Origin of the sequence: Desulfonatronospira thiodismutans ASO3-1, assembly GCF_000174435.1 — a bacterium.
Classification (GTDB): domain Bacteria; phylum Desulfobacterota; class Desulfovibrionia; order Desulfovibrionales; family Desulfonatronovibrionaceae; genus Desulfonatronospira; species Desulfonatronospira thiodismutans.
This window is the reverse complement of sequence record NZ_ACJN02000001.1, coordinates 803,823-815,702: the sequence shown is the minus strand read 5'-3', so window position 1 is coordinate 815,702 and position 11,880 is coordinate 803,823. Positions and strand designations below refer to the sequence as shown.

Annotated in this window: 11 protein-coding genes; 2 read left to right on the top strand and 9 right to left on the bottom strand. The window is 52.2% G+C overall.

From position 1 onward, the window contains the following. Positions 1–16 precede the first annotated feature (16 nt). The 7 genes from DTHIO_RS03740 to DTHIO_RS03705 all read right to left on the bottom strand — a co-directional run bounded on the left by DTHIO_RS03740 (position 17) and on the right by DTHIO_RS03705 (position 8,341). Positions 17–730: a GAK system XXXCH domain-containing protein gene (locus DTHIO_RS03740; RefSeq protein WP_008869015.1), complete on the bottom strand. Its 714-nt coding sequence runs from the start codon at positions 728–730 to the stop codon at positions 17–19. A 285-nt stretch (positions 731–1,015) separates the two neighbouring features. Beyond that, positions 1,016–1,453 carry an arsenate reductase ArsC gene (locus DTHIO_RS03735; protein WP_008869014.1) on the bottom strand — a complete coding sequence of 146 codons (438 nt, stop codon included), beginning with the start codon at positions 1,451–1,453 and terminating at the stop codon, positions 1,016–1,018. A gap of 487 nt (positions 1,454–1,940) precedes the next feature. After that, a complete protein-coding gene (locus tag DTHIO_RS03725) occupies positions 1,941–2,405 on the bottom strand; it encodes a universal stress protein (protein ID WP_008869013.1) in 465 nt (154 codons plus the stop codon). A 3-nt stretch (positions 2,406–2,408) separates the two neighbouring features. Then, positions 2,409–4,664: a TRAP transporter permease gene (locus DTHIO_RS03720; RefSeq protein WP_008869012.1), complete on the bottom strand. Its 2,256-nt coding sequence runs from the start codon at positions 4,662–4,664 to the stop codon at positions 2,409–2,411. 345 nt (positions 4,665–5,009) lie between these two features. After that, complete coding sequence (locus DTHIO_RS03715; protein ID WP_008869011.1) at positions 5,010–5,969, bottom strand: TAXI family TRAP transporter solute-binding subunit; 960 nt, start codon at positions 5,967–5,969, stop codon at positions 5,010–5,012. A gap of 210 nt (positions 5,970–6,179) precedes the next feature. Further along, positions 6,180–7,613 carry a magnesium transporter gene (mgtE, locus tag DTHIO_RS03710; protein WP_008869010.1) on the bottom strand — a complete coding sequence of 478 codons (1,434 nt, stop codon included), beginning with the start codon at positions 7,611–7,613 and terminating at the stop codon, positions 6,180–6,182. A gap of 311 nt (positions 7,614–7,924) precedes the next feature. Continuing rightward, positions 7,925–8,341 carry a secondary thiamine-phosphate synthase enzyme YjbQ gene (locus DTHIO_RS03705; RefSeq protein WP_008869009.1) on the bottom strand — a complete coding sequence of 139 codons (417 nt, stop codon included), beginning with the start codon at positions 8,339–8,341 and terminating at the stop codon, positions 7,925–7,927. 142 nt (positions 8,342–8,483) lie between these two features. Between DTHIO_RS03705 and DTHIO_RS03700 the strand changes: the two genes are divergently transcribed. Next, on the top strand, positions 8,484–9,626 hold the full coding sequence (locus tag DTHIO_RS03700; RefSeq protein ID WP_008869008.1) for a site-2 protease family protein: 1,143 nt from the start codon (positions 8,484–8,486) through the stop codon (positions 9,624–9,626). 14 nt (positions 9,627–9,640) lie between these two features. On the opposite strand, the gene DTHIO_RS03695 is transcribed toward DTHIO_RS03700, so the two are convergent. After that, complete coding sequence (locus DTHIO_RS03695; protein ID WP_144311432.1) at positions 9,641–10,294, bottom strand: hypothetical protein; 654 nt, start codon at positions 10,292–10,294, stop codon at positions 9,641–9,643. 111 nt (positions 10,295–10,405) lie between these two features. Next, positions 10,406–10,909: a permease gene (locus DTHIO_RS03690; protein WP_008869006.1), complete on the bottom strand. Its 504-nt coding sequence runs from the start codon at positions 10,907–10,909 to the stop codon at positions 10,406–10,408. 39 nt (positions 10,910–10,948) lie between these two features. Between DTHIO_RS03690 and DTHIO_RS03685 the strand changes: the two genes are divergently transcribed. Next, on the top strand, positions 10,949–11,623 hold the full coding sequence (locus tag DTHIO_RS03685) for a phosphoadenosine phosphosulfate reductase family protein (RefSeq protein ID WP_008869005.1): 675 nt from the start codon (positions 10,949–10,951) through the stop codon (positions 11,621–11,623). Positions 11,624–11,880: the final 257 nt, after the last annotated feature.

Genomic DNA, 11,880 nt, shown 5'->3' with positions numbered 1-11,880 from the left:
GGTTTTCATGGGCTGTCTACTTGTATCGCTTGTGGCAGTCTTTTTGCAGCTGGTTCACTTCCTGAGCCTTGTGCATTAATTCCCGGGGATCATTTTGCCTGAAGGCCTCCTGCATCTGCCTTACTCTGTCCATGTATTCCTGGTAATACTCGTCTCCATACCCGGGGAATTCAACCATGGCCTGGGAATCGTTTATAAACGAGTCCATTTCCTTCTGCGTGGGCAACTGGTAATTGGCCGCGTTTCGCAGGATACTGGCAAATGTTTTTTTCATTCTTTTCTTCAAGGTCTTGTAGCCGGTCTTGCTCCTGGAAGGTCCTGCAGTGCCGGGGGGCTGGACAGGTGCTGCACCAGCCTCATCAGCTTGTGTTTCGTCTTTAACACTGGTGTCCATAATACCCCGGAAGGCGGTCCTGACCCTCTTTTTAAGTTCTGATCGTTTAAGCTTTGCCCCGGCCTTGAGCTGCTTCAGTGCGTTTTTTCTGCCTTTCTTTTTTTTAGGCAGGCCATTTGATTCATTTTCGGGCTTGGTTTGCTCCACACTGACCTTGAGGGTCAGGTTGTCACCTCTTGGATAAAACGAGCATTTCAGTTTGCGCATGCTGTCCCAAGCGATTTTTTCGCCCTGCAGCACTACCTCCCTGTTTTCCAGTGCTGCGGACAGTTCTGCCAGGAAATTTGAAGCCTCCTCCAGGCTCAGACTTTGAGAGAACTTTTTTCCCTTGCTCATGCTTCTCCCTGGTTAAAAATTTCAATGTCTACTCATTATTCTTTGTGTCTGCTCTGATTTCTGCAAAACCGTTACCACTACAGCGAAACTTATAAAAATTTTTCAACCTGTCTAAACTGGGGACAGGCACTTTTGCCGGTTGCAAACTTGCAATTCTTCGAAAATTCGGCAGCAAAAGAGCCAGTCCCCGGAGGTCAATAAATAAGTTTCACTGTAATGTTACCATGGCTTACAGTTACCAAAAACCAGATCACTCTTATGCATAATTCAGTGAAGGCACAAGGGTCAATCTGTTTTCAGACTCTGGGGAAAAGACTGGACAAAGTCTTTTATTTCATCTCTCACCCGGCGGTAATATCCCAGGGCTTCATCCCGTGAGGCGGCATCCCGGGCCAGGTAAGGCGGGTCGTCAAACCCGTGGTGAATTTTCTGGGCATCGGAGAAAAAAACCGGGCAGCTTTCCCGGGCATGATCACAAAGAGTCACCACATAATCAAACTTGACCCCGGGCAGTTCTTCAATGAGCTTGGAATAGTGCCCTGAAAGGTCTATGCCTGCTTCCCCCATTACTTCTACAGCCATGGGGTCCACCGAACTTTTTTTAACTCCAGCGGAAAAGGCCTGGAAATTTTCACTCTGCAGTGCATTGGTCCACCCCTGGGCCATCTGGCTGCGGCAGGAATTGCCGGTACACAGAAAAAGAATGTTCTTTTTTTCAGACATTTGACAGCTCCTTTAGACTTACTCCTGAAACCCTGTCACAAAAAACAAGAAAAATTTGAGCCATGACGGGGTTCATCGCTTGGCACTGGGACTGTGCCTCACTTATTTTTTTAAGAAAAAGACTACTGCCCACAGATCACACAGATAAGAGAGGTTTTTTATGTGCATACCAGGAATGAAGAACCTGGTATGCACATGGTCTCCACCGCATCCGCGGTAGATACCGGGGAGTAATCTTCCCCCGCGCAAGCGGCTGATGCCTTTTCCTTGCGGGTTCTTATTCCCGCAAGGAAAAAACATGCTTCTTCAATCTCTTTTATCTGTGTCAATCTGTGTGATCTGTGGGCCAAAAACTCTTTTCTTATCTGGGTTGTGGGCAAAGCCCGCGTTAGACAGCTTTCAGGGAGTAAAGCATTCAGAGGTGACAGGTTTGTGCCGTTTTCGTTAATTTTTTGAGCGCTGTTCATAACGGATGCCAAGTCTGCCTTTATCGCACGCAAATGATGTTCTGGTCCAGTTCGGAGCGGACAACAAGCACCGAACATCCGGCGTAGCGCACCACCCTGGAGGTGTTGGATCCGATAAAATACTCTGTCAGGGTCGGGCGGTGAGCCGGGATGACTATAAGGTCGGCATTGACTTGCCTGGCGGTTTTCAGGATGCGGCGATAAACAGTTCCCTGGGCCACTATATGCTGGATATCCAGATCCTGGGGCAAGTGACTGGTCACATGTTCATGAAGAAGGTTTTCAGCCTCGCGTACAATCTGGCTGCTCACGTCCTGGGGAAAATAGTTGCCCACTACGGGCATGCCCAGGTCCGGAACAACAGTAAGCACATAAAGGCGGGCATTATAAAACCTGCAGAGTTCCACTGCATTCTGCAGAGCAAGGTTGCGCAGGCGCTCGTCTTCTTCCTGCAGGTCAACCGGAACAAGAATGCGCTGGTACATGATTTATTCTCCTTTTTCCTGGGCCCTGGAGGCCATGAATTTCTGAAATCTCCGGACCTTGATTTTCTGGAATATATATACGGCGAAAAACATGCATACCCCCAGGATCTGCATTCCCAGGCGGTCAAAGGGCAGGTAGACCTCAAATACGCCCGGCCTGAAGGCGGTGGCGCAGGCCAGAAGCAGAAACAGCCTTTCGTACCACCTGCATTTTATCACCAGCCAGCCCTGAAGGGCAGAGGCAAAGGCGAACATGGCGATAAGTCCGGAAAAGAATATCCAGGCCAGGCGCACAGGATCATCCAGCCATATTACTCCTCCGGCTGCGGTCACCCCGGCAATCATTAGCAGTTCCGTATTGAACAGAAATATAAAAGGCAGAATAACTGTTCTAAGACTGTAATAGAAGGCCTGCACCCCTGTCTTGATGGGATCGGACCTGGCTATAGCCGCTCCGGCGTAGGAGGCCAGGCCCACCGGCGGGGTGACGTCCGCCAGGATTCCGAAATAGAATACAAACAGGTGAATGGCTATGATGGGAAAAATTATGCCCATGTCCGCGCCCAGGTGTAGAATGACCGGCGCGGTGAGGGTGGCCATTATTATATAATTGGCGGTTGTAGGCATGCCCATGCCCAGGATAAGGCTGGTCATGGCGGTCAGAACAAGCATCAGGGCCATGTTGCCCATGGAGAGCACATCAATGATATTTACGAATCGGCCCACAAGACCGGTTATGGAGACCACGCCCACGATTATGCCCGCCGTGGCTGTGGCTATGCCCACGGAGATCATGTTTCTGGCTCCCATGATCAGGCCGTCCCACAGGTCACGCAGGCCGTCCACAAAAGCCCCGCTGATGTAGCGCTTGAGGTCCAGGTCCGGGTCCAGGGTGCCGGCTTTGCGGTGATATCCCAGGGAGAGAAAGGCGATAATGGGCCGCTGCACCAGCATGATAACCATGAGGCCCTGGATGGCGTGCAGGGCGGAAGCAACAGGAGAGCGCCTCAGTACAACCAGGTAGATAATCAGAATGGCCAGGGGGATTATAAAATGGCATCCCCTCAGTACGGTTTTCCAGAATTTGGGCAGTTCCTTGCGCGGCAAGGGCTTGATGCCCATTTTAAGCGATTCCAGGTGGACCACGTACAAAAGGGCCAGGTAGGCTATAAGGGCTGGAAACAGGGCGGCCCGGACCACGTCTAAGTAGGGTATGCCGATGATCTCAGCCATAATGAAGGCCGCGGCCCCCATGATGGGAGGCATGATCTGGCCGTTGGTGGAGGCGGCCACCTCTACCGCCCCGGCCTTGTGTCCCGGGAACCCTACTTTTTTCATCAGGGGAATGGTAAAGGTCCCGGTGGTGACTGTATTGGCAATGGAAGAACCGGAGATCATGCCAGTCATGCCCGAGGCCAGTACCGCTGCCTTGGCTGGTCCTCCCCTGAAGGTCCCCAGGGCGGAAAAGGCCACGTCAATGAAATACTTTCCCCCGCCGGCCCGGTCCAGCAGTGCTCCGAAGAGTACAAAGAGAAACACGAAGGATACGGAAACCCCCAGGGGCACCCCGAAAATCCCGGTGGTGGTCAGGTACATGTCGCTGATCATGAAGTCCAGGGGAATGCCCCTGTGTCTGAGTATTTCCGGGAGATAAGGGCCAATGAAGTTATAGGCCAGAAAGATGGCGGCCAGAATGGACAGGGCCGGTCCAAGGGCCCGGCGGGCAGCTTCCAGCAAAAGGACAATCAGGATAAAGCCCATGACAATATCGGTCTGGTTGGGCATGCCCTGGCGGAAAATAAGGTTGTCGAAATCCCACCATAAGTAAAGAGCAGAAGCCATGCCCAGAGCAGCAAATATCCAGTCGTATACGGGAATGGTTTTACGGATGGATTTGCTGGCGAAAGAAGGAATGATCTTTTGCGTCAGACTGACCCAGAATGGCGTAGAGTGCTGTTTGTAAGCCGGATAAACCAGAAAGGTCAGTCCTATGGCGAAAGCCAGGTGCCAGATCCTGGCAATATGCGAATTTATGGGGTCATGAGCTATTGACAGCTGAAAAATGGACCAGGCCAGGCAAAGCAGAACAATAATCCATCTGGCAACAATGCTTTTGGGATCCCTGACCCCGGCCTCCACCATGACCACCAGGTCTCTGGCTTCTTTGGTCGTGGGTGGTGCTTTGTCCTGTCCGTCCTGATTTTCCGTGGTCTTCTGGTTTTCCTCAAGAGTGTTGTTTTTTCCGGCTTGTTCGCTCATGTGGTTTACCTGTTCTTTTGGCGGTTATCCATTCGGGAAGAGTAGGTCTTTGTGCCGGATTGCGGCAGAGATTAATCAGGATGTTGTCTCATACGGGAATTTAAAGCTGCAGGCTGCCCGCCATGGGGCCGGCGGGTCATGAAGACCCGGGAAAAAACGGATATGGTTCCAGTGTCGCAGGGGGGCGGACACCTCCCGGCCAAAAAATGATTACGTAACGGGACCAGGATTAATTGACACTTATAAAGTACCGCCGGACAGAGCCTGGGAGGAAATGACCTTTAATGCTGTGTGATCATGTATAACCGGCAGGTGACTATGGCCCCGTTACGTACAGAGCCAGGGCTACATCCAGCCCTGTTCCTCGTAATATCTCTTGGCGCCGGGATGCAGGGGAGCGGACAGACCCTGCAGCATTTCCTCGACTTCCAGATGCCGGAAAGAGGCGTGGGATTCCCTCAAAGCGTCAAGATTTTCAAATACGGTTTTGACCATGTCGTAAACCACGTCTTCATCAACTTTTTCATCGCTGACAACCGTGGCGGTAACAGCGTAGGTCTCGATGTCTTCATCCACGCCACGGTAAGTTCCGCCCGGGATGGTGGTCATGATGTAATAAGGCTTTTCCTCGACCATGTCCTTGATTCCCTGGGCATTGATGGGGATCATGCGGATGTCCACGGATGTTGCAGGCTCTTCGATGGCTGCGCTGGGGTTGCCTATGGTATAGAAGAATGCGTCGATGTTGCGGTCCACCAGGGCGCGGGCGGCCTCGTGATGTTCCAGTCCCTCGGCCCGGAAGTCATTCTGGGGGTCTATGCCGTAAATTTCCAGAACGTCCATGGCGTTGCCCCTCTGTCCTGAACCGGGGTTGCCGATGTTTATCCTGTGTCCCTTGATGTCTTCCACGGAGTGAATGTCGGTATCCTGGCGGGTTACCAGCATGACTGTCTCAGGGTGCATGCTGAACAGGCTGCGCAGGCTCTTGATAGGACTTCCTTCCCATTCGGCGGCGCCGTTGTAGGCCTGCCAGTTGCGGTCTGACTGGGCCACGCCGAAGTCAAAAGCACCGCGTTCCAGGGCGTTGATGTTGAACACGGAACCGCCGGTGGGCCGGCCTATGTAGTTGTACTTGTCTCCGATTTCGTTGTTCATGATGTTGCTGATCTGCAGGGCTACCTGGTAGTAGACGCCTACAATGGAGGCTCCTCCAAACAGGATGTCCTGTTTGGCCTTGGCCTGGGGGGCTGACAGGGCCAGAGCCAGCACCGCTGCAACAGCAATGAAAATCCTCTTTCCGAACATAATGCATACCTCCTGACAGATTAAGATGATAAAAAAATATACTAAACCCAAGTCTCCTTATGCTCCAGATCAGGAGGCCATGTCAATATGCCGGAAGTATTTTCGCCTGACTATTTCCATGGCCGGAGGGTACCATTCAGGGGGTCCTCGGTGTTGATTGCTGGCCGATTGCGGCATTCCCTGAATAGGTTGCGCCGGATGATATCTGCTTCAGTGCGCCGCCGGAACTTCCAGGAGCCACGTGGCTATGCTGAAGTAGATGAGGATTCCGCCTATATCGGCTATGGAGGTTATAAGAGGTACGCTGGCTGTTGCCGGATCTACTTTCATTCTGGCCAGCAGAAAGGGCAGCAGGCATCCCACCAGACTGCCGAAAAGAACGACAACAGTCATTGTCAGCCCCACCACGATGGCCACTTCCGGTCCTCCCCTGAAAATGCCCACCATGGACACGGCCAGGGCCATGCCCAGGCCCAGGGTCAGGGCTATGCCTACTTCCTTGCCCAGCAGGTAAAGCCAGTCCGAAGCTTTTACGTCCCCTGTAGCCAGGGCCCTGACCATTAGAGTAGAGGACTGGGAACCGGCATTGCCGGCGCTGGCGATCAACAGGGGCAGAAAAAAGACCAGGGCCACTACAGCTTCGATGGTGCTTTCAAAAAAAGCTATGCCGGCACCTGAGAGAAGATTGACAAAGACCAGGGCCAGAAGCCAGGGCAGGCGTTTCTGAATTATCAGCCAGGGGCTGGCCTCCCTGAAATTGACCCCCACCAGGCTTTCCCCGTGTCCGGATATGGAGCCCATACGGTGAAAGTCCTCAGTGGCTTCTTCTTCCAGGATGTCATGCACATCATCAAAGGTGACGATGCCCACGAGCTTGTCGTCACCGTTGATGATGGGCATGGCCATGAGGTCGTACTTGGCTATGGTGGAAGCCACTTCTTCAGCGTTGTCCCGGGCATGAGCGAAAATTGGCTGCTGGTTCATAACTTCCGAAACCAGGGATCTTGGAGAGGCCACCAGGAGTTCGCGCAGTGAGATAACTCCTACCAGCCTGCGGTTCTCGTCTATGACGTAGCATTGATATATGGTTTCCTTGTCCGGTGCCTCCCTGCGGAGCTTTTCCAGGGCTTCCCTGGCGGTAATGTCGGGCGACAGTGCTGCATAGTCGGAGGTCATGACTGCGCCTGCAGTACCTTCGGAATAAGATGCCAGCCTGCGGATGTCTTCGCGTTCGGCGTGGGCCAGGGCTGGCAGAACCTCTTCCTGCTGTTCTGAAGTCAGCCGGTTGTACAGGTCGGCGCGTTCATCGTGAGACATGGCTCCGATTATCCGGGCCAGCTGAGCGCGACCCAGGCATGAAGCCATGCGGGTTTCAAAATGCGGTGGCAGATAATTGAAAATCTGTGCCTGGGTTTCGTTGTTGAGCAGGGTTATGAAGGCACAGGCCTTTTCCGGGGAGAACAGTTCCAGGGCCTGGGCCCCGTCTGCGGGGTGCAGGGAATAGAAAAAATCCCTGATGGAGTCATGGTCTCCGGCCTCCAGCAGGGATTCCAGCCTGGAAATCAACTCCTGGCGGCCCTGATCGTCGCTGTCCAGGGCTGCATCCAGAAAGTCCTTGGCTTCTATGAGGATTTTGTTGTCCATGATCCACCTCCTGATATTGGCCGCCTCCATGGGGGGACGGCATAAGGCGGATCAGTCAGGGCAGGTCAGAAATGTATCCGTCTTTAATACCGTCCCGGAAGGCGGGATAATGGCGTAATAGAGGCTCAGGCCTCTTTTTCGGTCTGGTTGGCAAAATATGTTGTACCTACTACTCGGAAGGTCCATTTTTAAAACCGGCCTCACTTGAAGAGTGTTTCTCGTCCAAAATAATTTCAAGCACAAACAGATTATTATTATGCTATAAGGCAGGCGATGTCAAATAAAGCATCAGGTTGTGCCGCCTGTGACGGCTACTCGCCAATCACCTTTATAAGCACCCTTTTTTTTCTTCTTCCGTCGAATTCTCCGTAGAAAACCTGCTCCCACGGACCCAGGTCAAGTCTGCCCTCAGTGATGGCTACCACCACTTCCCTGCCCATGACCTGCCTTTTCATGTGTGCGTCGGCATTGTCTTCGCCAACGTTGTGCCGATAGCTGGATACAGGTTCGTGGGGAGCAAGTTTTTCCAGCCAGATTTTGTAGTCGTGGTGCAGGCCGGATTCGTCATCATTTATGAAGACGCTGGCTGTGATGTGCATGGCATTGACCAGGACCAGGCCTTCGCTGACCCCGCTTTTGTTTACCGCGTCCTGAACCCGGGGGGTGATGTTTTCAAAATCCATGCGGGCCGGAATGTTCATCCACAGTTCCTGACGGTAGCTTTTCATGGCGGTTCTCCTTTTTTAGTTTACACCTTGGGAAATAAGAATTAGAAAATTTATTCAATTTTAGTAAAAACAGCAGCCATTTTCAAATCTAATCAGCCCTCCTGGAAAGACTTTTTCCTGCATGGGGCGACAAGGAAAAATAATGTTCGGCAAAAGCCTCAACCTGTTCAAGATATTCGGCTTTCAGATCAAGGTGGATGTCAGCTGGCTGATAATCGCCGTACTGGTAACCTGGTCCCTGGCAGTGGGATTTTTTCCTCACTTCATTGAAGACTTAAGCCCCATGGGTTACTGGATACTGGGCGTGATCGGGGCCCTGGGGCTTTTTTTCTCCATTTTGTTTCACGAGTTCTGGCATTCCTGGGTTGCCCGCAATTACGGGGTTCCCATCCGGGGCATCACCCTGTTCATTTTTGGCGGCGTGGCCGAGATGGAGGATGATCCCCAGAGTCCCAAGAGTGAATTCTGGATAGCCATTGCAGGACCTCTGGCCAGCATATTTCTGGCCCTGGTATTCTTTGTCCTGTATAATGCGGCCCAGTTTATGGAATTGGGAGCGGCGGGCATCATTTTATTCATGTATCTGGCCCTTATCAACACCATCCTGGCTGTTTTCAATCTGATCCCCGCATTCCCCATGGACGGAGGGAGGATTTTAAGGGCTGTTCTCTGGAAATGGAAGGGGGACCAGCGCTGGGCCACCCGGATTGCAGCCAATATGGGTTCCATGTTCGGCCTGGTGCTCATAGGTATTGGAATCCTGAACATGCTTACCGGAAACGTGGTAGGAGGGCTGTGGTATTTTGTCATCGGAATATTTATCCGCTACGTGGCCCAGAATGCTTACAGGCAGATGATGATTAAAAGCGCTGTGGCCGGCGCCAGGGTAAGATCACTCATGAAGCGGCCGGTCTACGTTTCCCCGGATATAACTCTTGCCAGACTGGTTGAAGAGTATATCTACCAGTTTCATTTCAAGATGTTTCCAGTGGTGGACCAGGGAAAACTGCTGGGGTGCATCACCACCAGACAGATCGGGAGCATCGACCGGCATCAGTGGGGGGACACACTGGTACGCCATGTGTACATTCCCTGCTCGGACAACAATACTATTCATCCCAACACAGACATACTGTATGCCCTGAACAGGATGAACCAGGAAGGGCAGAGCAGGATGATGGTTGTGGATAACGGTATTCTGATGGGAATGATCTCCCTCAAGGACATTATGGGGTATCTCTCAGCCAGGATGGAGATAGAGGGAGACCGCAGCTTTTCGGATTGATCCGCTGCTGTTTATCAATAAGCGGGTCCAGCAGAGGGTATGCTGCCCTGTGTCCCCCGGGTCCAGGCTTTGACGGGCTGTCCCATGTCGTGTGCCAGGTTTTTGACTATGACGTATTCCGGGGACTGGGGCATCCAGGTCCGGCGGGTAACCAGGACAAAATCCCTGTCTCTGGCGTTGTCTATGCGGCCTGAATGGGCCATGGACCAGACAAGCTCATCAGTCTGCACACAGTAGATATTGATGGTCAGGGCTATGCTGGTACTTCCCTGAGAGCCTCCGTAAAGATAATGGTTGACCTGGCCCAGGACATACAGGTCAGCCTCTTTTTCACCTGCCATTCTCCTGGCGGCGGTTTTTCCCGGAGCATCCTGCATATCCCTGTAGCTTATGCTGGGAAAAACTTCCTCCCCCACCCAGCTTCTCCAGAACAGGTGTCCGATTTTACGCCCTGTATCCGTGGATCCACCGGACCGTTCATGTACATAAAACGGGAAAAATACCGCCGTGAGGTCCTGTTGGGCAAAACTTACAGGGTAGACTGGAACATCCTGCCGGGCCTTGTCCAGGGTAGGGCGCTGGTAGATTGTAACATGGTCCAGACGGGGGTCTATTGTCTGTTCAAAGTTTTCTTCAACCCAGGCACAGCCGGTCATGGTTGGTATCATAATTAAAATCATCAGAAGGAGTTGTTTCATAAGGATAACCCTGCCTGAAAAATATGGTGTCAGACATGAGTTATTCAATATTAATGCCAGGTTTAACGCAGGCGGGAACATTTATCCCCTGGACCAGGCCTTCCAGGCCCAGTCTGCGAAGTAGCCTATGACTATAGGGAAAATCAGGCTGGCCGCCATGCGGCACAGGGCGAACTTCCAGCCCATAATAGGAGCTTCGTAAATGAGCAGGCGATGAAAACCCAGCAGGGCCCAGGAAGTGAGAAAGGCCACCAGTGGCCCCACTCCTGCCCCGGCTTTGAGCAGCACCGCCATCAGCGGAAAAAGGATGAACGGTCCTCCAGGCATTACTGCCCCGGCCAGGGTCCCCAGGGCCAGTCCCCTGAACCCGGACTCTGGTCCCAGGATGTCTGCAAGGAGATCTTTGGGCAGGATCTGTTCCACCATACCGGCCAGGATAAAGGCCACCAAGAGTATGGGCAGGATTTTGGCCAGCATTTTCATTCCCTGGACGAATCCGTCATTGACCAGTTGCGGATCTTTCTTGAATGCGATAATGGTCGCCGCCAGGCACAAAATGAGTATGAACAGAAAGGTTCCTTTCATGATCCTCCCGTTTTAAATTTTAACAGCATTAGTTGAGTCATGAATTTACAAGAAAAGATAAGTTTGACAAGAAAGATTTTTGAGCAGGCACTTGGTTTAAGCCCTGCTGGAAATATTTTTGCCGCCTGGACTGGGGGCAAGGATTCCACAGTGATGCTGCATCAATGGATGATTTTTTTGCAGGAAAGGGGTCCTGGGGTGCAGGTGCGGGCTTTGAACCTGGATACAGGGTATAAATTTCCTGAGGTTCTGGAATTCAGAGACGAAATGGCCTGGGAATGGGGCCTGGAGTTAACGGTGGCGGGTCCGGATTCCAGTGCCATGCAGGATTTGCAGGAACTGTCAAAAGTGGAGTGCTGCCGTAGGCTCAAGGTCAGTCCCCTGCAGGAAGCAGTCAGAGAGCACGGAGTCAGAGTTTTGTTGACCGGCATCCGCAGGGATGAGCATCCCTCCCGGGAAAATACACCGGATGTGCAGGAAAAAAATGATCTGGATTATTATCAGGTTAATCCTATAGCACACTGGACGGAAATGGATATCTGGTCCTATATCATGCTCAAAGGACTGCCTTACTGCTCTTTATACGATGCTGGATACAGGTCCCTGGGCTGCAAGCCTTGTACGGTCAAGGGCACGCATATGAATGAACGTTCCGGGCGGGACAGGGAAAAGGAGGAAAACCTGGATATGCTGCGCAGCATGGGGTATTTTTAGCTGTGCTCACCTGTTCATATGTATGACTTACGGTGACTGTTCCATGCTGGAACAAACAGGTACCAGGCAGCTATGTACGTAAATGAAGTTATTTTGCACAACCACCCCCGGCCCCTCCTTGACAAGGAGGGGAGCTGCACCGTGCCTGTAATTTAATCAGGAGTACAGATTAAGGATCTGTCACGATATAAGTGTTATATTTGTCTTATTGTTCCCACGCTCTGCGTGGGAACATTCCCTGGACGCTCAGCGTCCAC